The sequence below is a fragment of the Methylophaga thalassica MP genome, assembly GCF_000214595.1.
Taxonomy (GTDB): Bacteria; Pseudomonadota; Gammaproteobacteria; order Nitrosococcales; family Methylophagaceae; genus Methylophaga; species Methylophaga thalassica.
On record NZ_AFIG01000001.1, the window covers coordinates 2246230 to 2266798 of the forward strand.

20 protein-coding genes, 1 pseudogene and 1 riboswitch are annotated in these 20569 nt (G+C 43.4%); of the genes and pseudogenes, 11 read left to right on the top strand and 10 right to left on the bottom strand.

The window, feature by feature from the left end:
- Window position 1: 1 nt before the first annotated feature.
- The 6 genes from MAMP_RS10630 to MAMP_RS10655 form a co-directional block, all read right to left on the bottom strand.
- The gene (locus tag MAMP_RS10630; protein ID WP_007146045.1) at window positions 2–1450 is read right to left on the bottom strand and encodes a catalase; all 1449 of its coding nucleotides are present in this window, start codon (window positions 1448–1450) and stop codon (window positions 2–4) included.
- 194 nt (window positions 1451–1644) lie between these two features.
- Window positions 1645–3090: a sulfate adenylyltransferase subunit CysN gene (gene cysN / locus MAMP_RS10635; RefSeq protein ID WP_007146047.1), complete on the bottom strand. Its 1446-nt coding sequence runs from the start codon at window positions 3088–3090 to the stop codon at window positions 1645–1647.
- Window positions 3091–3993 (bottom strand): sulfate adenylyltransferase subunit CysD, encoded by a 903-nt coding sequence (cysD, locus tag MAMP_RS10640; RefSeq protein WP_007146048.1) that lies wholly within the window; start codon window positions 3991–3993, stop codon window positions 3091–3093.
- A gap of 11 nt (window positions 3994–4004) precedes the next feature.
- Entirely contained in the window at window positions 4005–4703 is a 699-nt protein-coding gene (locus tag MAMP_RS10645; protein WP_007146049.1) for a phosphoadenylyl-sulfate reductase, read from the bottom strand.
- Window positions 4700–4930 carry a sulfurtransferase TusA family protein gene (locus tag MAMP_RS10650; RefSeq protein ID WP_007146050.1) on the bottom strand — a complete coding sequence of 77 codons (231 nt, stop codon included), beginning with the start codon at window positions 4928–4930 and terminating at the stop codon, window positions 4700–4702. The genes MAMP_RS10645 and MAMP_RS10650 overlap by 4 nt, the downstream gene beginning before the upstream one ends.
- Entirely contained in the window at window positions 4918–5718 is an 801-nt protein-coding gene (locus MAMP_RS10655) for a sulfite exporter TauE/SafE family protein (protein ID WP_007146051.1), read from the bottom strand. The genes MAMP_RS10650 and MAMP_RS10655 overlap by 13 nt, the downstream gene beginning before the upstream one ends.
- 104 nt (window positions 5719–5822) lie before the next feature.
- On the opposite strand from MAMP_RS10655, the gene cysB reads away from it, so the two are divergent.
- From cysB to MAMP_RS10685, 7 genes and pseudogenes are all read left to right on the top strand, one after another.
- A complete protein-coding gene (gene cysB, locus MAMP_RS10660; RefSeq protein ID WP_007146052.1) occupies window positions 5823–6743 on the top strand; it encodes an HTH-type transcriptional regulator CysB in 921 nt (306 codons plus the stop codon).
- A gap of 45 nt (window positions 6744–6788) precedes the next feature.
- Window positions 6789–7118, top strand: coding sequence for a hypothetical protein (locus tag MAMP_RS10665; RefSeq protein ID WP_007146053.1), 330 nt, complete (start codon window positions 6789–6791; stop codon window positions 7116–7118).
- An 88-nt stretch (window positions 7119–7206) separates the two neighbouring features.
- Window positions 7207–7311: riboswitch (TPP riboswitch) on the top strand.
- Between the two features lie 66 nt (window positions 7312–7377).
- A complete protein-coding gene (locus tag MAMP_RS16430; protein ID WP_007146054.1) occupies window positions 7378–8319 on the top strand; it encodes a TonB-dependent receptor in 942 nt (313 codons plus the stop codon).
- 51 nt (window positions 8320–8370) lie between these two features.
- Window positions 8371–9537 (top strand): annotated as a pseudogene (locus tag MAMP_RS16435) (TonB-dependent receptor); the annotation flags it as partial.
- Window positions 9538–9590: 53 nt separating this feature from the next.
- Complete coding sequence (locus MAMP_RS10675) at window positions 9591–9848, top strand: YkoF family thiamine/hydroxymethylpyrimidine-binding protein (protein WP_007146056.1); 258 nt, start codon at window positions 9591–9593, stop codon at window positions 9846–9848.
- A 12-nt stretch (window positions 9849–9860) separates the two neighbouring features.
- Window positions 9861–10472: a nicotinamide riboside transporter PnuC gene (gene pnuC, locus MAMP_RS10680; RefSeq protein WP_007146057.1), complete on the top strand. Its 612-nt coding sequence runs from the start codon at window positions 9861–9863 to the stop codon at window positions 10470–10472.
- A complete protein-coding gene (locus MAMP_RS10685; RefSeq protein ID WP_007146058.1) occupies window positions 10473–11135 on the top strand; it encodes an HAD family hydrolase in 663 nt (220 codons plus the stop codon).
- Here the strand turns inward: MAMP_RS10685 and MAMP_RS10690 are convergent.
- Genes MAMP_RS10690 through mtnA form a run of 3 tightly spaced genes read right to left on the bottom strand, consistent with a single transcriptional unit; the run spans window position 11124 to window position 13755 of the window.
- The gene (locus MAMP_RS10690) at window positions 11124–12011 is read right to left on the bottom strand and encodes a hypothetical protein (protein ID WP_007146059.1); all 888 of its coding nucleotides are present in this window, start codon (window positions 12009–12011) and stop codon (window positions 11124–11126) included. The genes MAMP_RS10685 and MAMP_RS10690 overlap by 12 nt on opposite strands.
- Before the next feature lie 14 nt (window positions 12012–12025).
- Window positions 12026–12700, bottom strand: a complete 675-nt coding sequence (locus tag MAMP_RS10695) for an SDR family oxidoreductase (protein ID WP_007146060.1) — start codon at window positions 12698–12700, stop codon at window positions 12026–12028.
- Entirely contained in the window at window positions 12697–13755 is a 1059-nt protein-coding gene (gene mtnA, locus MAMP_RS10700; RefSeq protein WP_007146061.1) for an S-methyl-5-thioribose-1-phosphate isomerase, read from the bottom strand. The genes MAMP_RS10695 and mtnA overlap by 4 nt, the downstream gene beginning before the upstream one ends.
- A gap of 102 nt (window positions 13756–13857) precedes the next feature.
- Here mtnA and MAMP_RS10705 point away from each other — a divergent pair, with 102 nt between their 5' ends.
- The 4 genes from MAMP_RS10705 to hpnC are packed head-to-tail and all read left to right on the top strand — an operon-like array spanning window position 13858 to window position 17428.
- Entirely contained in the window at window positions 13858–15180 is a 1323-nt protein-coding gene (locus MAMP_RS10705) for a TRZ/ATZ family hydrolase (RefSeq protein ID WP_007146062.1), read from the top strand.
- Window positions 15177–15884 (top strand): bifunctional 2-polyprenyl-6-hydroxyphenol methylase/3-demethylubiquinol 3-O-methyltransferase UbiG, encoded by a 708-nt coding sequence (gene ubiG / locus MAMP_RS10710; RefSeq protein WP_007146063.1) that lies wholly within the window; start codon window positions 15177–15179, stop codon window positions 15882–15884. The genes MAMP_RS10705 and ubiG overlap by 4 nt, the downstream gene beginning before the upstream one ends.
- A gap of 1 nt (window position 15885) precedes the next feature.
- A complete protein-coding gene (locus tag MAMP_RS10715; protein ID WP_007146064.1) occupies window positions 15886–16539 on the top strand; it encodes an HAD family hydrolase in 654 nt (217 codons plus the stop codon).
- A 10-nt stretch (window positions 16540–16549) separates the two neighbouring features.
- A complete protein-coding gene (gene hpnC, locus MAMP_RS10720; protein WP_007146065.1) occupies window positions 16550–17428 on the top strand; it encodes a squalene synthase HpnC in 879 nt (292 codons plus the stop codon).
- An 8-nt stretch (window positions 17429–17436) separates the two neighbouring features.
- On the opposite strand, the gene MAMP_RS10725 is transcribed toward hpnC, so the two are convergent.
- Window positions 17437–19779 carry a fatty acid cis/trans isomerase gene (locus MAMP_RS10725; RefSeq protein ID WP_007146066.1) on the bottom strand — a complete coding sequence of 781 codons (2343 nt, stop codon included), beginning with the start codon at window positions 19777–19779 and terminating at the stop codon, window positions 17437–17439.
- Window positions 19780–20569: the final 790 nt, after the last annotated feature.

Here is a 20569-nt window from a genome sequence, read left to right on the forward strand (position 1 = left end):
TTTAAGCCTTTAGTGCAGCCGCTACTCTGGCAGCATAGTCCGCATCAGCCTTTTCAAACTGAGCTAACATACGTTGTTGAACAGAGGCATCACACTGCCCAAGTCCACCAGCAATATTATTTGCTAATTGCTGTTTTTGATCGTCACTCATAATACGGAACAAATTGCCCGCTTGTGTGTAATGATCCTCTTCATCAGTATCAAAGCGATCCAACCAGGCTCCCGCTTCAACAGGCATCGGAGGTTCTGCCACAGCTTGATCCGGTGCCGGACCATCATCACGATCATTCGGATAAAAGTTTGCACCACTTGTCTGATGATGATGTCCACCCGCCGGGCATAAGCCCGCCATAGCCCCATCACGCTGATAATGATTGACCGGACATTTCGCCGCATTAACAGGTAACTGATTGTAGTTCACCCCCACCCGATAACGATGAGCATCCTGATACGCTAACAGCCTTCCTTGCAACATTTTGTCAGGTGATGAACTAATACCCGGCACAAAGTTACTTGGTGCAAAAGCCGCTTGCTCGGTTTCAGCAAAATAATTATCCACATTACGGTTCAACTCTAGCTGACCCACCTCAATCAGTGGAAATTCATCATGCGGCCATACTTTGGTTAAATCAAACGGATTAACCTCCGCATCACGCGCTTGCTGTTCCGTCATGATCTGCACTTTTGCGGTCCAGCTTGGGAAATCTCCACGGTCAATGGCCTCCACCAAATCCTGTTGTGTCCCATGAGGATCCGCTACTGCCGCTTCTTCTGCTCGCAGCGTTTTGATGCCCTGATTGGTTTTAAAGTGCCACTTAAACCAAAACCGTTCACCCTTTTCATTCCAGAAGCTATAAGTATGAGAGCTGTACCCATTCATATTACGGTATGAAGCCGGAATCCCCCGATCAGACATCAAAATAGTGACCTGATGTAAGGCCTGAGGATAATTAGCCCAGAACTCATAAGCCATGCGAGGATCTGGCAAGTTGGTACGCGGATTCTTTTTCTGTGAGTGAATAAAGTCCGGAAACTTACTTGGATCACGCAAGAAAAACACCGGAGTATTATTCCCCACCATATCGTAGTTACCTTGCTTGGTATAAAACTTTATGGCAAAGCCACGTGGGTCACGGGCGAAATCATGTGAATCCTGACCACCACCTACTGTCGAGAAACGAATAAACACATCCGTTCTTTTACCTTCATTTTGCAAGAAATCAGCAATGGTAAATTCTTTTAAACTTTTGGTGAGGGTAAAGGTTCCGTAAGCCCCGGTACCACGTGCATGGACCACGCGTTCAGGAATTCTCTCACGGTTGAAGTGAGCCAATTTTTCGAAGGTGTAGTGGTTGTCATAAGTCAAAGGTCCTCTTGGTCCGACACTGATACTGTTATTATCATCAGAGACAGGGGCTCCTGCTGATGTCGTCAAAACTTTTTTAGTCATCATTTATTCCTTGCTGCTGCTAATTATGTTGAGCAAATTCATTGCACACAACAAAGTCTATCCAGCTTAAAACGATTTGTATAATTGTTTATTATGTTCCTATTAATCGACAAAAACGATTTATATATTTTAACGGACATAAAAAAAGCCAGTCAGCGAAACACTGACTGGCTTTTCTGTAATGACATCGTTTTTTATTTGAGAAGTTGACTCAAATCTTTGGCATCCCAGTGAGGGAAATGTTTACGAATCAGTGCATTCAGCTCTAATTCAAAAGCAGAAAACTCACCTGCGGCCACGACTTCATGACTACCTGAAACGGCATCCGTAATCATACCGGCACCAATGGTCACATTCGTCAGACGATCGATAATGATGAAGGCGCCAGTAGTACGATTGCGTTTATATGAATCAAACACAACCGGTTTATTCAGTGAAAACTCACACAACCCAATTTCATTGAGTTTGAGTTCGCTGACTTTATTATGCTCGAGCGTATTCACATCAATTTGATAGTCAATCCCAGTTAAGGAACCACCCGCATCACTGACACCGACTTTAATGCTGTACTGCTTGTTTGACACTAATGGTTGCTCGGTCATCCACACAACCATTGCTTTAAACTGGCTTGATACATGTGGTTGATGATGATTGCTATGAACAAGCATATCCCCGCGGCTGACATCAATTTCATTTTCTAATGTGACAGTAATGGCTTCACCCGGCACGGCATGATCCAAGTCGCCATCGTAAGTGACAAGCGCTTTTACTTTACTTTCTTTACCTGACGGCAACACTGTCACTTCATCACCCGGCTTCAAAATACCCGATGCCAGAGTGCCACAATAACCACGGAAGTTCAGGTTTGGACGATTCACAAACTGCACAGGGAAACGCATATCATCGAAGTTGGGATCTTTATCAACATCAACCGTTTCCAGAATCTCCATCAAGGTTTGTCCTTGATACCAGTCCATCTTTTCACTGCGGTTAACGACGTTATCACCCACCAACGCAGACATCGGCACGAAGTGAATATCTTCCAGTTCTAACTCACGTGAGAACTCAGTGTAGTCGTGACGGATGTTATCAAACACTTCCTGACTATAATCCATCAAATCCATTTTATTGATGGCCACAACCACGTGTTTAATGCCTAGCAATGAGGCAATAAAGCTATGTCTGCGCGTCTGTGTTTGAACCCCATAACGTGCATCAATCAGGATAACCGCTAACTGACAGCTGGATGCCCCTGTTGCCATATTACGCGTGTACTGCTCATGCCCCGGTGTGTCGGCGATGATGAATTTACGTTTGGTGGTAGAAAAATAACGGTAAGCAACGTCAATGGTAATGCCTTGCTCACGCTCCGCCTGTAAACCATCTACCAATAAAGCTAAATCCACCTGTTCACCCGTAGTACCAGACTTGGCACTATCACGTGTGACGGCTTCCAGTTGATCTTCATAGATCATCTTCGAGTCATGTAGAAGACGGCCAATCAGGGTACTTTTACCATCATCCACATTACCGCATGTTAAGAAACGCAACATTTCTTTATTTTCATGCTGTTTCAGATACGCTTCAATATCTGTGGCAATCAGGCTATCTGATTGATATGAACTTGATTCAGTAGTCATCTAGAAATAACCCTCTTGTTTTTTCTTCTCCATAGAACCCGCTTGGTCATGGTCAATCGCACGACCTTGACGCTCAGATGTCGTGGTTAGCAACATTTCCTGAATAATTTCAGGCAAGGTGTCTGCTGATGATTTCACCGCGCCCGTTAACGGATAACAACCTAAAGTACGGAAACGCACTTTCTCCATGCGTGGCTCCTGCCCTTCAGGAATACGCATACGATCATCATCGACCATGATGGTCAGACCGTTGTAGTCAACAACCGGACGTTCAGCGGCATAATAAAGCGGCACAATGGGAATTTGTTCCAGATAAATGTATTGCCAGATATCCAGCTCAGTCCAGTTTGACAGAGGGAAAACACGAATGCTTTCACCTTTATTCACTTTACTGTTATAGATATTCCAGAGTTCTGGTCGTTGCGCTTTGGGATCCCAACGATGGTTCTTATCACGGAATGAATAAACACGCTCTTTAGCACGTGACTTTTCTTCATCACGGCGAGCCCCACCAAATGCCGCATCAAACCCATATTTATCCAGCGCTTGTTTTAAGGCATCAGTTTTCATGATGTCGGTATAACGAGGATGATCGAATGGATTAATGCCCGCCGCACGCCCTTCTTCGTTGGTGTGAACCAACAGTTCCAAACCCAGCTCTTTTGCCCGGTCATCACGGAACTTGATCATTTCCTTAAATTTCCATGTGGTATCGATATGCATCAATGGAAATGGGGGTTTACCCGGCGCGAAAGCTTTCATCGCTAAGTGCAACATGACGGCTGAGTCTTTACCAATTGAATACAGCATTACTGGATTCTCAAACTCAGCAGCCACCTCACGCATGATATGGATGCTTTCTGCTTCCAACTGCTTTAAGTGTGTTAATTGTTTTTCAGTCATTATCTTTCTCGTTAGTTAGATTTGACATGCAAGCCGCATTCTTTATTTTCTGGATCTTCCCACCACCAGCGTCCGGCACGAATGTCTTCGCCCATGGTGATAGCTCTTGTACAAGGCGCACAGCCAATACTGGCGTAGCCCTCATCGTGTAATTTGTTATAAGGCACATCATTCGCTCTTAAATAAGCCCAAACATTGCCATTTGACCAGTCTGTTAAAGGACTGAATTTCTGTAAGCCGTGATCATCATCCCACTCAGACACGGGTAACTCAGCACGAGTGACCGACTGTGAACGGCGCATGCCGGTAATCCAGGCTTTTTTGCCAGATAAAGCGCGATTCAACGGCACTACTTTTCTGATACCACAGCATTGTTTTCTTAATTCAACACTGTCGTAAAACGCATTCGGCCCGTTATTAGTGACAAATAATTCAACATCGGCGGTGTTGGGGAAAAACACGTCGACTTTTTTATCGTAGTGTTTATTCAACGTTTGCATCAGCTCATACGTCTCTTTTGGCAAACGCCCAGTATCAAGAGTGAAAATGTCGATACCCGGTGCATGTTTGCAGATTAAATCCATCAGCACCATATCTTCCGCACCAAAGCTGGTTGCCAGCGTGGCGGGGAGATAATTCTGTTCAATATCTTTTAGCACTGCGATGACAGCATCAATTTTGGCGGCTAGAGCCGGTTTTATTTCATTCATTGTTTTCTTCTCACACGAATTGTTGTGGTTAATCCCTCTGTTGAGGTGATCTCACACTGCTGCCCATCCTGGGTTAAGCTGTTGAATACTTCATCCACGGCATCACCAGTATTCACCAGTAGATCTATTGACTGTTCTAATGCCAGTTTCTGCAAGGCTTCTCTGGCTTTGATATAGTGCATCGGGCAGCCAAACAGGGTTAAATCGACTTGCTTTATATCAGACATTTTATCCCCACCAATACAAGTATGACGGCCAGCAATGGACGCATAATGTGATCCGAAATACGAACCCCTAGATGCGTACCAATAAAAATGCCTGGTAATGATCCAGCTAATAAATACACTAATAAGGACCAGTCTACCGTGCCCACGGCAGAATGCCCGAGACCTGCTACAAATGTCAGTGGCACTGCATGAGCAATATCCGTCGCCACAATTTCCACCCCTTTCAGGCGTGGATACAAAAACAACAAAATCACTGCACCAAGCGCCCCGGCTCCCACCGATGAGAGCGTGACCATTACACCAAGCAGTGCCCCAGTTATGACCGTAATCATGGCCTTATTTAATTCATTTTCGCGAATATCATAAAGCGCACTCACCACAGGATGACTTTCCTGTGAACGCAATAATCTGCCTAAAGGCGCTTTGAGTAATAATGCGCTAGAGGTCAAAATCAACGCTACCCCGAGCGCTTTTGTAATAATTTCATTGTGGTTGCCATCATGCATTCCTGTTGCATTCATAAACCACAACGTTGCCAGTGTTGCTGGAATACTGCCCGCAGCCAGACGCCATACGATATGCCATTTGACTACGCCATGACGCCAGTAAGACCAGATACCACCTGCTTTGGTGATCGCTGCGAATAACAAATCCGTACCAACAGCAATAGCTGGTTGCACATGAAAAATAAAAATGAGTATGGGTGTCATTAAAGACCCGCCTCCCACACCGGTCATGCCGACCATAATGCCGACAAATAGTCCAGCAAGAAGAAAGCCCCATTCCATTTGTTTTACGCCTTATGTATTACGAAAATGCTGACAAGTTTACCAAAGCGTAATATTCTATCAATGAATATTATTGACTATCTTTATAACTAAATCATATATAGATGAAGCTTCAGCAATTAAAATATGTCCGTGAAATAGCCAGAAGGGATCTGAGTATCTCTGCTGCAGCAAATGTATTACACGCCTCACAACCCGGCGTCAGTAATCAGGTGCAGTTACTGGAAGATGAGCTTGGATTACAGATATTCGAACGACACGGTAAACGATTAACCGGCATTACCCCGATTGGTCAGTCTGTCATAGAGATGGCTGAGAGAGTCTTGCAGGATGTCGACAATATTCGTCAGTTAGTAGCGGATAGTAAAACCGAACAATCCGGTACTTTATCAATTGGTACAACACACACCCAGGCCCGTTATGCCTTACCTAGTGCCATTAAAAAATTCTCCGAACACTACCCGAATATTCATTTAAATATGGTGCAAGGCACGCCGACCGAAGTCGGCGAAATGGCAGCGACAGGCAAAATCGATTTGGCCATTGCAACAGAGGGGCTTGCTCAATTCGAATCATTGGCTATTCTGCCTTGTTATGAATGGAATCGTTGTGTTGTTGTTCCGCCTGAACACCCGTTATTGTCGGTGAAAAAGTTATGTCTGGAAGATATCGCGCAATATGAAATTCTGACCTATGTGATGGGCTTTACTGGCCGCGCCAAACAAGATCAGGCCTTTATTGAAAAAGGCTTGCATCCTAACGTTATTTTTACGGCGACTGATGCCGACGTCATCAAAACCTACGTTGAATTAGAAATGGGGATTGGGATTATCGCCAGCATGGCATTTGATCCTGACAAAGATGCGCCTCTTCAGGCACTGGATGCCAGGCACTTATTTCCACCCAGTGTTACCCACATGGGTATTCGTAAAGGCAGTTATCTTCGAAGTTATATGTATGCCTTTATCGAGTTTTTTGCGGCTCATCTTGATAAAAAGACTGTTGAAAAAGCCATCAGTCTTTAAATCTGCCAAGATAATCTGTTTAGTTCACTTTCACTGGGATCATCAATGAACACATCACCTTCCTATACCAAAATAAGACAGCTAATAAAGCAGCTTGAAAACATTATCTCTGAGGAACATCACTATTTACTGTCTGAACTCAATACTGAAATTGAGCAATTAGTGACTGTTTTACCCGATACATTATTATCGGGGGAATACCTCGCTAAACCTGAATTAGATGGTTCATCGGGGTGTTATCGTCGCGGTCAGGAATCAGTATTTTATTGCCCCCGTTGTTATGAAACACAACAAGATTTAATCGCCACGCAACGTATCAATAGCCGTCTACGTGTATGCCCTCAGTGCATAGCCAGTATCAAACCCGCCAAATAAATACCGTAACAAGCTTTTCGCTAGAAAAAAGAGTGTAATTACAATAGAATAATTACCATTCACAGGATGTGACTGCATAAATATAAGGAATGATGCCTCGGGGTGGCGAAAGCCTGAGATGCTCGTTTAAAGAGCGGACCCGATGAACCTGATCCAGTTAATACTGGCGTAGGGACAGGCTGAAATAGATCTTCATCTACACCGCGTTGGTGTCTCTCGATTTATTCCCCTGTCCTTTTTGATTCAAAAAAGGATAACCATGAAAGTAAAAACACTTGCCATAGCTGTTTCAACGGCTATGTCATCGCCAGTGGCCTTGGCGGAAGTCACCCCAGCTGACTTACCATCGATGATCGTCAGTGCAGACTTTCGTCCTAACGATGCGCATGACACCCCGATTAGTTTAACGACGATCGATCAAGACACCATCGAATCTCGTGGCGCTCAACATATTGAGGACGTTCTTAACCTCGCTCCTAATGTCAATGTCTCCAGCGGTGCGTCACGAGGCCAGTATTTTCAGATTCGCGGTATTGGTGAACGAAGTGAGTTCCAAGCACCACTCAACCCTTCGGTAGGTATGTATATCGATGGCATCGACTTTAGCCGAAGTGGTGGTGCTGCAACTCTATTTGATATTGAGTCAGTCGAGATTTTGCGTGGTCCTCAAGGCACACGTTATGGTGCAAACGGAATGGCGGGCACCATCAACTTGAAAAGTACTGAACCGACAAATGATCTTGCTATGAAGTTTGAATCAACTTTAGCCACTTATAATACTCATGCTGAAGGTATCGCTGTTGGTGGTCCATTAATTGATAATACTTTGCTTGGTCGTTTTTCTGTTCACAGCTATAAGTCTGATGGCTACATGGATAACGACTTTTTAGGTAGAGATAATACTCAAAACCGTGATGAAATCACTGCCAGAGGCCACCTAAAATGGCTTGCCACTGATGACCTGACTATCGATCTTAACGTATTGCATCTCAATATTGACAATGGTTACGATGCATTCACACTTGATAACAGTCGCAACACTTTTTCAGACCAGCCAGGTAAGGATGCTCAAAATACTAATGCCTTTGCTTTAAAAGCAGATTACCATGCTAATGACAAAGTTCAATTACAATCCAGCCTCAGTTATTCAAAATCCAATCTTGAATATAGTTACGATGATGACTGGTCTTATAAATCATAATTTCCAGTTGATGCCACCTGTGTAGACTCCGATGACTCTAACGATGCATTCACCTGTCCTTATAGTGGTTTCGATCAATATAAGCGTAAACGTGAAAACACCGCTTTAGAATTCCGTGCATTATCAAATGAGAATGGACGTGTTTTTGCTGATACGACGGATTGGACAGTTGGACTATATATTTCAGAACAACGTCAGAACTTGGATCGTACTTATTATTCAAATGCTATTAATAGTGATGCTGTAACAGGATTTGTCACAAAAAATGCCTATAAAACACTAAACACCGCTGTATATGGTCAATTGGATACCGCTCTGACAGAAGATCTCAAACTAATTAGCGGGTTACGCGCTGAGTATTGGGATGCAGACTATAAAGATTCTGCAGGACTTAAAGATGATCCAAACGACTGGATGTTTGGTGGAAAGCTAGGTCTTGAATATCATCTTAATGAGGATCACATGGCCTTCACGACTTTATCTCGAGGTTACAAAGCTGGAGGTATAAACGTCGAACCTAGAATCAGCGATGATCTACGTTCTTTTGATACTGAGTCGTTATGGAACCTTGAAGCTGGTTTAAAATCTTTTTGGCTTGATGGAGACCTTATCACTTCTATTACAGCCTTCTATACACGTAGAAGCGATGCCCAAATAAAAAGCTCGATTCGAGTACCAAAGACATCGGGCAGTGGTACCGACTTTGTTGATTATTTTGTGAATGCTGACAGAGTTAGAAACATTGGTCTCGAAGCAGAGTTAAACTGGTCCATTAACGAAAAATATCGTGTGATTGCTTCTCTAGGGCTATTGGATGCAAAACTTGAAGATTATGAAAATCCCAGGTTATTAGAAGAAGGCACTAAACTAAGCGGTCGAAGAATTGCTCACGCACCTGCCTACCAATTTAATCTGGGTGGTGAGTATTACTTTGCTCCAGGTTGGACTTTTAAAGCGGACATGGAAGGTAAAGACGAGTTTTACTACTCAAACAGCCACAATGCAAAATCCCACTCTTATGTTCTATACAATGCCAGTGTCGAATACAAAAAGGATCAATGGAAAGTCACCTTATGGGGACGTAACTTATTCGATAAAGACTACTACACTCGTGGCTTTTACTTTGGTATCGACCCATCAAAATCATATGCTGAAGAAACCTACACTCAATATGGTGATCCAAGAGTTGTTGGTCTAACGCTTAGCTACGACTACTAATCAGACTAGAGGGCTTATCTAAGCCCTCTTTTTATTTTTTTAAGGAATCATATATGCGCGTTTCTGTTGATATCAGTCTCTACCCACTCACCGAACAATTTGTTGAACCTATTCTGGCATTTATTAAAAAGCTGGAAGACAATCCAAAGCTGAATATTTCACGGAATAATCTGAGCACACAAATCTTTGGTGAATACCGTGATGTGATGGATGCCATGGATACCGAGATTGAAGCCGTTTTTGAGCAACTACCACACAGTGTATTTGTCCTGAAAATGATCGGTAACGATCGTTACCACATTGAAGATTAGGCGAAAAGACTCATGATAGATGCCATGATAAATGGCCTGCTGGCGTTATCCGGCTGGGAAGTATTTGCTGCCTTGCTGGGCATGGCTTATGTCATTCTGGCGGCTCGGGAATCGCAATGGTGTTGGCCCATGGCGTTTATCAGTACGTTGATCTATACCGTGTTATTTTGGGAAGGTCAGCTGCCTATGCAAGCTTTGCTAAATTTTTATTATATGGGCATGGCGGTATATGGCTTCGTTTTGTGGCGGCGACATCAGCAAAATAATGATGAGCTGGTAATTCACAACTGGTCATTTAATGCCAACTTACTATTTATTGTATCAGGCACCATCATCAGCTTGCTGCTGGCTTATTATCTGGACAAGAATGAAGCCTCACAACGTCCCTACCTTGATGCCAGCATTACCATCTTTTCTGTAATGAATACCTGGTTGATGGCCAGAAAAGTGCTGCAAAACTGGTTTTATTGGATCATTATTGATGCGGCATCCGTCGTGTTGTATTTCCAAACGGGTTACTATGCCACCGTGGTGTTATTCTCAATCTACACCGTGCTGGCAATGATAGGTTTTGCCAACTGGATCAAGCTATACCATAAACAGCCGATACCTCGGACTCACTAAATGCAAGCTGTTATTTTTGATATGGATGGGCTGCTGATTGACTCAGAACCTTTCTGGAAACAAGCTGAAAAACGTGTATTTTCTGCACTTGGTATTGAAATCACCGATGCGCTATCGGCTAAAACCATGGGCATGACTACGCGTGAAGCAACCGAATTCTGGCTGCATCATGCAGGCCTGTCACTCAGTCAGGACGCGATGGAACAGGTCGAAAATGATGTCATCGATGAAGTTGCCTTATTAACCGCCACGCAAGGCCAGCCACTGCCGGGTGTTCATTACCTGTTGGAACAACTCAAACAACACAAGCTGAAAATTGGTCTAGCGACTAATGCTCCGGCCCGTCTTGTTCCTGTGGTACTGGAAAGACTAGATATCACAGCATTATTCGATAGTTATGTCGCCGATGATCACGTGGAACAAGGCAAACCCCATCCTGCTATCTACCAACTGGCTCTGGAACGCATTAACGCCCAAGCCAACCACACCATCGCTTTTGAAGATTCTGTCACCGGTATGACGGCCGCTATTGGTGCCGGTATCCGCACTGTTGTTGTTCCGTCAAAAGCCAATTATCACTTACCACACTATGATGTTGCCGCCTTAAAGCTGGAGAGTCTAAATGGCCTTGCGATCCAAGAGCTGCGTGATTTATTTAAATAAGATGGGCTGCTCAAGCCAGTTTCGCAAATCGGTTTCACCAAGAATATTCATCAAAAACAAAAGTAAACGGTAGCTTAAGCGACAGTTCGTAAGATCAGGGATGGGCTGATATTGTGAATAGGCTTCGACAAAATGTTTCGCTTGCTGAGGGCTCAGCAGATATTCAAGTATTACCCACTCAACTTCACGGGGTGCTCTGACAAAGGCATCCAAATCCACCACGGCTAATTGATGATTTTCACACTGGCGCAGTTGGTCCCAGCGAAAATCCGGCATGATCGGCACAAACTGTTGAGCTGATAGTCTTCGACATTGTTCATAGCTGAGTTTTAACGTATCAGCAGGGATCGAGATATCACTGCGGCCAGATAAAAACTGAATCGTCTTCTCCAGTCGTACAGGCCAATCATTCGCATTGAATACGGGGTTATCGAGACCACCCCATTGAGATGATATTTGTTGATGCAGTTTGCCCCAGTGATGAGCAAGCTGTGTCACCACAGTGTTATCGACTTTTTCTGCCGTCAGATCTATGCCTTCCAGGTAACGCACCAATACATACTGCCCTGCCTGTTCAGCCACCACATCGGGTACGCTAAAACCGCCCTCTCGTTGTAGAAATTGACTGATGATTTGGGTACGAGCTAAAGACTGTGGAAAGTCGAGTTGAAACAGATGATTCATCCCCAACCAAAACGTTGAGTCTTGCACTCGCGATTGGTGACAGACTTTTAAGATCATCATGCCATCAGCGGTATCGCACTGCCAAAGCTGGTGCGTGCTATCAGGAAATTGTGCGTCCAAGGCTAATGCCGGTGCACGTAACACCGGCAATGTCGCCTGCTGCTCAACAGTTAATTCAGGATACGAATACATCTAACGTTGCTGTACTACCACGGTAATTTTTCACCATTGGTATGCCAGAAGGTGCCACTGGTTTCGAGTGTTAACTCTTCCATACGTTGGATGAGACCTGCTGCTGATTCATCTGGATCAATCAATCCACCATGTCCGGTCATATCCGTTCTTACCCAACCTGGATGCAGGATGGCGACAGCAATGCCTTTAGGTTTGAGATCGATTGATAATGATTTCCCGGCGGCATTCACCGCTGATTTCGACATTCGATACGCATAACTACCACCCGAGTCATTATCATCAATCGAGCCCATGCGGCTGGTAATAATACCAACTTTACTGCCCTGTCCCAGATGATTTAATAAAGCCTGAGTGGTCAGTAATGGTCCAAGGCTATTAACGCGATACATTCTGACAAAATCATCGATCGCATTATCATCAATTTGACCAAGACTAATGCCACCGGCAATACCCGCATTATTGATTAGCCAGTCAATTTTTCTGTTCCCTAATGAATCAGCCAGTTTTGCTAAGCTTTTAGGTTCACTGACTTCCACATCTTCAATAATTTCGACATTCAGGGACGTTAATTCAGATGAGGCTTTACGGCAGGTTGCAATAACATGCATGCCTTTTGCGGCAAGCTGACGGCAGAGTTCTAAACCAATTCCCCGGTTACTTCCAGTCACTAATGCTGTTTGTGTCATTTTTCCTCCTCACTTTTGAGTTGCTTCATATTTTCTTTTGAAGGCGACCTTACCACGCCTGACTCTGTCACAATGGCATCGATTAATTCTGCCGGTGTGACATCAAACGCCGGATTCGATACATGAACCTCTGAAGGTGCAATCGGACGTCCATCTATTTCTGAGACTTCTGAACCCGTGCGTTGTTCAATCGGAATCTGACTCCCATTATCAATTGACCAATCAATCGTTGTGGTGGGAGCCACCACCATCAGTTTCACCCCATGATATTTCGCTAATACGGCTAATGAGTAGGTACCAATTTTATTGGCTGTATCACCATTTGAGGCAATTCTGTCAGCGCCAACAATGACCCAGTCTAATTGACCACTCGCCATCAACGCACCTGCGGCGACATCGGCTTGTAAGGTCATAGGAATCCCTTCCTGCATAAGCTCCCATGCTGTCAGTCTGCTACCTTGCAACCATGGACGGGTTTCATCCACGTAAACATGCTCAATTTTTCCATCGATAAAACCTTGCCGAATAACGCCCAGGGCCGTGCCAAAACCAGCAGTGGCAAGCGCACCAGCATTACAATGTGTCAGCACAATACTGTCATTATCCAGCAAGTCAGCACCATATTGCCCCATGGTTCTATTGGCTTTGACGTCTTCTTGATGTATCTGCTGAGCAAATGTTAACAAGGCGGGTTCTGGTGACTCATATTTAGACAATGATGCAGAGGCTGTCTTCATACGATCAATCGCCCACGACAGATTCACTGCGGTAGGACGTGATGCAGCTAATCTTTTGAGTGGTGGATTGATTGCCTCCTGCCAGTTTTCTCCAGCACTAAACCAAGCTTCTCTTGCTGCCAACACCACACCGTAAGCAGCAGTCACACCAATAGCTGGGGCACCACGGACCACCATCGTTTTAATGGCTTCAGCGACGGCATCGGAATCATGAAATTCCAACCAATTTTCTTTATGTGGTAAAACACGTTGGTCCAATAAATGAAGTCGTTCATCACGCCATAAAATTGGCTCAATAGTCTGCAATAGTTTGGTCAAAACAAGCTCCTGTGATGCTTGATGAATTTTAGTTGTGATTGGTTTGTCATGATAATTGATTAGAATAGGTTTTCATTCAGCTCAACGGTATAATCAAACCCTATGGAAAATGTCGATCTGATAATTAACGCACGCTGGTTAGTCCCCGTCACTGAAGACCAGACCGTGTTAGAAAACCACGCCATCATTATCAAGGATGCACGTATTTTAGCGCTTCTGCCACAGCAACAGGCAAAACAGCTTTACTCTGCAAATGCTACACATGATCTGAATGAGCATTGTTTAATACCTGGTTTAATCAATAACCATGCCCATACCCCCATGTCGCTGTTTAGGGGACTGGCTGATGACTTACCTTTAATGACTTGGCTGAATGATCATATCTGGCCCGCAGAAAAAGCCTTTGTTAGCGATCCGTTTGTGGAAACGGGCAGTGCACTGGCCATTGCAGAGATGATTCGGGGTGGCACTACCTATTTCAACGATATGTATTTTTTTCCGGAAGCCACGGCCAGAGTTGTTGATACATCAGGACTTCGAGCCAGTCTAGGTATTGTTGTTATTGAGTTTCCGACAAACTGGGCTAGCTCAGTAGAAGAATATTTACATAAAGGCCATCAATTACACGATCACTATCGTCATCACCCACGGATTAATACGATTTATTCACCGCATGCCCCATACACTGTCACAGACAAAACACTGGAGCAAATCATTACCAATGCTGAAGAAATGGATATGCCGATCAGTATGCATATTCACGAAACAGCAGATGAAATATCACAGAGCGTTGTAGAGTTTGGGGTTAGGCCGCTTGAGCGTTTGAAACAAATCGGCCTGCTCTCGCCCCGACTACTCGCTGTGCATATGACACAACTTAATGACCAAGAAATCACATGGTGCGCCGAAGCGGGTGTTCACATCGCTCATTGTCCTGAGTCTAATTTAAAACTGGCCAGTGGCTTTTGCCCCGTTGCTGAACTGCAAAAAAATAATGTTAATCTCACGATTGGCACTGATGGCGCTGCCTCAAATAATGATCTGGATATGTTTGCAGAAATGCGTCAAACAGCTTTACTTGCAAAAGCAGTAGCCCAAGATGCTGCCGCGGTGCCTGCTCATAATGCGCTAGAAATGGCGACTATCAATGCGGCAAGATCATTAGGACTAGACCAGGAAATAGGATCACTCGAAGTAGGAAAACAAGCTGATATCGTTGCGGTGAAGTTGTCGGATATCGAAACACAGCCTGTTTTTGATGTCGTATCTCAGTTGGTTTACGCCGCCAGTCGGGATAAAGTCACCGATGTTTGGGTCGCAGGTAAACAGCTACTCAATTCCCGTCAACTAAAGACATTAAACGAATCAAAAATTATCCAAGATGCTCAGCAATGGGCAATAAAAATAGGATCACTCGGTAAATGAGCCAAAAACAAGCAAACGTCGACTTAAATGAAGTAGCAAAATTTGATGCCTTAGCATCCAGTTGGTGGGATCTGGAAGGTCAATCGAAACCGTTACATGATCTTAATCCAATTCGTTTGGCTTATATCGCAGAGCGAACATCATTAAAAGATGCCAACGTGATTGATGTTGGTTGTGGTGGTGGCATTCTTTCAGAAGCGCTGGCAAAAAGCGGGGCCCATGTCACTGGTATTGATATGGGCGAGATGCCACTTAATATTGCCAAGCTTCATGCGTTGGAAGAAGGTTTGACGATCCATTATCAACATATCACCGCAGAAGAAATGGCAGCGCAAAATAAAGAACAATATGATGCCGTTAACTGCCTCGAAATGTTAGAACATGTGCCGGATCCAGCATCTATCATCAGTGCCTGTGCAGGTTTAGTTAAACCGGGTGGTGATGTGTTCTTTTCCACATTAAACCGTCATCCCAAAGCCTATCTTCTGGCTGTGCTTGGCGCTGAATATATTATGAAAATGCTACCAAAAGGCACCCATGACTATAAACGCTTTATTCGTCCAGCTGAGTTATCTGCCTGGTGTCGCCAAGCAGGACTGAAAGTCAAAGATGTGACAGGAATGAATTACAATCCTTTGACGCGTCAATTTAGTCTTGGAAACGACGTCAAGGTAAACTACCTCATCCACTGCAAAAAAATCTGATATGGCAAAATACGATGCTGTTTTTTTTGATCTGGATGGCACCCTTGTTGATACCGCACCAGACTTAGCTTACGCACTTAATCAGGTTTTGCTTGAATACAATAAATCGCCACTGCCTCTCGAAACAATTCGCCCTGTGGCCAGCGATGGTAGTCCGGGATTAATCAAACTCGCTTTTGGGATATCAGCTGAAAATCCTGAATATACGTCGATACAAACACGATTTATTGAACTTTATCGTCACCATATCAACCGGGAATCCAGGCTCTTTGACGGTATGGAAAATGTTCTACAAACCATAGAAAAAGCAGGATTGAAATGGGGAGTGATTACTAACAAACCTGCATTTCTGACCGATCCTTTAATGCAGGCATTAAAGCTGAGTCAGCGAGCGAGTTGTATCGTGAGTGGAGATACCACGGCCAATAGCAAACCTCATCCAGATCCGATGTTATTTGCATGTAACGCCTCTGCCGTAAAGCCAGAAAACTGCTTATACATCGGCGATGCCCAACGCGATATCGAGGCTGGGAATATTGTGAATATGGATACGCTCATCGCTCATTACGGTTATTTAAAAAGTACTGACCAACCTGAAACGTGGCAGGCTAAAGCCACGATTTATAAGCCTGAAGAAATCCTCAACTGGATTTAACTATTGCGTTATGACAACGAATAAAAATCTGGCTGCTGCTTATGATTTCTGCTTAAAACTTGCAAAGTCGCACTACGAAAACTTTCCTGTCGCCTCAGTTTTACTTCCTAAAAGGTTAAGAAAACCGATTGCTGTTATCTATGCCTTTGCTCGCACTGCCGATGATTATGCTGATGAAGGTCAGCTCACCAAAGCAGAACGAATAACCAAGCTACAAAACTATCGTTCGCATCTCACTGAGATAAGTGATGGTTCATACACAGGTGATGATCCGATCTTTATTGCTCTTGATGATGTGATCACACACTTTCAGTTACCCATCTATTTATTTGATGATTTGTTATCGGCTTTTATGCAGGACGTTGTCAAAAACCGCTATCAGACAATGGAAGAAGTTCTGCATTACTGTCAACGTTCTGCTAATCCTGTAGGTCGTTTATTACTACACTTAAATGGTGAGCCAACACAACAACAGTTAGTAGAGTCTGACGCCATCTGCACATCGTTACAATTGATTAACTTTTATCAGGATATCCTGCAAGACAAACAGGAAAACAACCGCATTTATATCCCCCAACACATGCTTACAGAGGCTGGACTGAATGAGGATGACATTACCCTGGCAAATAGCCGGAAATTAGCACCTCTGCTTCGTCATTTATTCCAACAAACGATGGCTCTGATGAATGAAGGCCTGGAACTCGGTAATGGTATTAAGGGACGCTTAGGCTGGGAAATCAGAGCGATGACATTGGGTGGACTGGAAACATTAAACAAATTATCGGCACAAGATGATGAGAACATATTGAGCCGACCAAGATTAACGCGCAGAACACAGTTAAAAATTTTATTGTTCAGTCTGTCAAAAACGCACTTAAAACGCCGCTAAAATCAGGTTTAAAGATTCTCATAGCGGTTTGCATCGAATACCCCCGCATCAATCGGATTGTGTTCACGTTGCCACTGAGTGAAATCATGAAAAATTTGCCAGAACTGCGGATGTGTTCTGCGGACACCCCACTTCAGTACTAGGGCATCAAATTCTTCTTCAGATGTCGCTTTCATCAAGGCTTTCTCGAATGGTTCCAGTTCCTCAGCATTAATATCAAAGATAAAGTTAGGATAACTTCCGGCAATTCCCGGATAAACCGTTAAACTGTCTTTTTCAGGTTTATAGCGAAGTGACTCACCAAACAGAAAAGCCACATTACTGTGATAACGATTGCGTATTAGGGAGTAAACTGTTCTTTCATCTCCATGCTTCACCCGTATAAATGTTAACTCAGGCAGGAACTGTAGCCCTGACTTTTCCTTAAATGTAGCTTCCGTTATACGACTTAAACGTGAATCAGCTTGTTGTATCCAGTCAGTCTGTGACTTCCTGAAACATTGCTGATTTTGACAACGATTAATCGCATCGTTTGCAGCAGCGTTAACCTGACTAAATTGCTTTAATAATCGATTGGCCAGCTCATTTTTGGTATCCTCAGACAAGAATTTTTCAGCAGTTCTACTATCAACATCAAGCGGTGCATAGGTGAAGTAAGTTTTGACTACGCCCATACCTTGGTACCAATCCTCCAACACTGACTTTCGTTTGTCTTTAGGCAATAATCGAAGAAAATTATGCTCGGCACCATTACGGATTAAATCAAAATATAACCGCGTTTGAAGTTGATGAGCTACATTGCCAAATAAATCAAAATTAACCACTAACTCATAATAGGTTCGCTCAAATAATGGAAAATCCATCCACCAAATCGTTTGAGGAACCTGTCCCACCATACCTTTAACAACACTGGCATTATCGAAGTGCCTGAACACGGTCAGAAACGCATTAGTATTACTGCCATCGCCGTCCCAGATAGCATTAGTCGAAGTCCAGTTTATCGGTGCATCTCGATAATGTTGATCTCTTAAAGATAAATAAGCATTGCGTTTATCTTTATATTTATCCCAATTATCTTTTGCCTCTGTCAGGTTGTCGTCCTGTCCAGGCAAACCTAGAAGTGGCTCTACTTTTTTCCTATAGCTAGGATCAGTGATGAAAAGATCATTGGCTGGATCCTGATACATCACCCAAAACTGATCACGGATCACATCTGTTGCGATTTGACCGCGACAAACAGGGCCTCTAATAAACGTTCGTGTGAAATATTCGGCATGTTCCAGCAAGAACCGATATCTGGCTTCAGCCGGTATCGCAGAATACGTTAAAAAGGGATTAGCTCTATCTTCATAATCATAACCAGGCATAGTATTTATTTGCCATGGCTCTGAGAAGAAGAGTTGCTCTATATGTTTTTTTAGCTTCTCATCAAACAAAAATGTTATGTGACGTTTATGAACAGTAATCCCTTTTACTAATCTTAATCTGTAATAAATTGGCTGTCCTGGATCAGAATTTGGAAGACGGGTTTTTACAATTGAAATTGGCTTACCTGTCGGTGTATAGGATCTAACAAGTTCAAAGAAATGGGTATTTTGACCTTGGTTCTCAAAGTACAGATGAGCTAGAAAAAGGTGCTCAAAAAGCCACCTGGAAACTAACCTACGCGGATTAGATGTTTGATTAAGGTATGTTTCCCATTTTTTTATTGCTGATAATTCTTTTTGGCTTAGCTTAACCTCATTTATATTGACTTTAGCGCCCTGATATAACCAACCACTGATTGTGGAGAATTCATCATCTGTAAGTCCGGAGACGGCAAATGGCATCCCTGTTAGAGGATGTTTCTCTTCATATTCAGCAATCGTATCGAGGGTTGGACATTGGTTATCTCGGCGAATACTAATATCAAGATCATCCGGTAACTTACTGTTGTCTCTAAATTGATGAGTTTTTCCCAGAGCTAACATTCTATATAACAAGCTAGCTTGTGCATCATGCCCGGTAATAATCGAGTGAAACCCAGCTTCTTGCCATTCTTCTTGCGAATGGGCATCTATAAATAAGCGTGTCGGTGTAATAGGCTCCTTCCTTGTCCCATCATAAGCATTTAATTTGGTGGCACCACGCAGGAATCCCTCTGTAGATTCCATTTTTAACTGGCATGGCGCATCAAAGCAGCCGTGACAAGCAACACATTTTTCTTCAATAATCGGTTTTATCTCAGAAGCATAATCAACATCTATTGTACGTGGAAGAGGTAGATTATTATTGAGCACAAGCTCTTGAGTGTCATCTAAACAGGCCGTCACTAAGCAGGCGATAAAAAGGTAAATAAGTGTTTTGTACATTAATCGCCTTGCGAAATTCTAATATTTTAAAGCTCATATTTTACTTCAAATTAGTGACAGGCTGGTTAACCTAAGTGAAGAATTCAGGCTATCGACAATACCCAAGTAACAACTATTTTCACTAACTTTCTATATACGATACCCATGTTGATAAACATCCAGCAGAAATTCTAAAGCGAACCAACATTTGTAATGATCAAGATCTTTGTCTATTGATGAGCACTCTCTTTGTATTAACTTCATTAACATTTACCAGGATATGCTGTATGCCGTCCATGTAGAGCGATTGGCAGTCACTTCGTTCAAAGTAGGTCATATATCTAGATTACAGACAATAAAAAAGGTCACCATTATTTAAGATGTGCTTTTCTAATATCCAAAAGCCTGTCGGTGATCTACTTTATTGCCTGCATCTCTGTAGGCGCCCCTTCAGGTTTGCTTCACTTATTCAAAAGGCTTATCGCCAAGGATGGAATCTATGCAAAGCAATCTCTGGCACATTGCTTATCGCTGCTTTTTGTTAGTCACAAGCAAGTGATGTGAGCCAGCCATACAGGCACGATTACTCGTCACAGGGTGTGTTGCCCAGCACAGGCAGGTTAATATAAAACAGTGAGACATAAAAAAAGCCCATCCGTTGGGATGGGCTTCTCTTGTATATAAAGCCTGGCAGTGACCTACTTTATCGCCTACATCCTTGTAGGCGACCCTTCGGGTTCGCTTCGCTCATTCAAAAACGCTCCCGACGTTTTTGTCACGGCGTTCAAGTAGGTTATGGTCTAAACTTCAG

Excerpts from the sequence above, each read along its gene's own strand:
- ubiG (WP_007146063.1), top strand. The coding sequence starts at position 15,177 with ATGAGCCAAAAACAAGCAAACGTCGACTTAAATGAAGTAGCAAAATTT.
- MAMP_RS10650 (WP_007146050.1), bottom strand. The coding sequence starts at position 4,930 with ATGTCTGATATAAAGCAAGTCGATTTAACCCTGTTTGGCTGCCCGATG.
- MAMP_RS10705 (WP_007146062.1), top strand. The coding sequence starts at position 13,858 with ATGGAAAATGTCGATCTGATAATTAACGCACGCTGGTTAGTCCCCGTC.
- MAMP_RS10645 (WP_007146049.1), bottom strand. The coding sequence starts at position 4,703 with ATGAATGAAATAAAACCGGCTCTAGCCGCCAAAATTGATGCTGTCATC.
- MAMP_RS10685 (WP_007146058.1), top strand. The coding sequence starts at position 10,473 with ATGCAAGCTGTTATTTTTGATATGGATGGGCTGCTGATTGACTCAGAA.
- hpnC (WP_007146065.1), top strand. The coding sequence starts at position 16,550 with ATGACAACGAATAAAAATCTGGCTGCTGCTTATGATTTCTGCTTAAAA.
- MAMP_RS16430 (WP_007146054.1), top strand. The coding sequence starts at position 7,378 with ATGAAAGTAAAAACACTTGCCATAGCTGTTTCAACGGCTATGTCATCG.
- cysB (WP_007146052.1), top strand. The coding sequence starts at position 5,823 with ATGAAGCTTCAGCAATTAAAATATGTCCGTGAAATAGCCAGAAGGGAT.
- MAMP_RS10695 (WP_007146060.1), bottom strand. The coding sequence starts at position 12,700 with ATGACACAAACAGCATTAGTGACTGGAAGTAACCGGGGAATTGGTTTA.
- MAMP_RS10675 (WP_007146056.1), top strand. The coding sequence starts at position 9,591 with ATGCGCGTTTCTGTTGATATCAGTCTCTACCCACTCACCGAACAATTT.
- cysD (WP_007146048.1), bottom strand. The coding sequence starts at position 3,993 with ATGACTGAAAAACAATTAACACACTTAAAGCAGTTGGAAGCAGAAAGC.
- MAMP_RS10715 (WP_007146064.1), top strand. The coding sequence starts at position 15,886 with ATGGCAAAATACGATGCTGTTTTTTTTGATCTGGATGGCACCCTTGTT.
- MAMP_RS10725 (WP_007146066.1), bottom strand. The coding sequence starts at position 19,779 with ATGTACAAAACACTTATTTACCTTTTTATCGCCTGCTTAGTGACGGCC.
- MAMP_RS10630 (WP_007146045.1), bottom strand. The coding sequence starts at position 1,450 with ATGACTAAAAAAGTTTTGACGACATCAGCAGGAGCCCCTGTCTCTGAT.
- MAMP_RS10655 (WP_007146051.1), bottom strand. The coding sequence starts at position 5,718 with ATGGAATGGGGCTTTCTTCTTGCTGGACTATTTGTCGGCATTATGGTC.
- pnuC (WP_007146057.1), top strand. The coding sequence starts at position 9,861 with ATGATAGATGCCATGATAAATGGCCTGCTGGCGTTATCCGGCTGGGAA.
- cysN (WP_007146047.1), bottom strand. The coding sequence starts at position 3,090 with ATGACTACTGAATCAAGTTCATATCAATCAGATAGCCTGATTGCCACA.
- MAMP_RS10665 (WP_007146053.1), top strand. The coding sequence starts at position 6,789 with ATGAACACATCACCTTCCTATACCAAAATAAGACAGCTAATAAAGCAG.
- MAMP_RS10690 (WP_007146059.1), bottom strand. The coding sequence starts at position 12,011 with ATGTATTCGTATCCTGAATTAACTGTTGAGCAGCAGGCGACATTGCCG.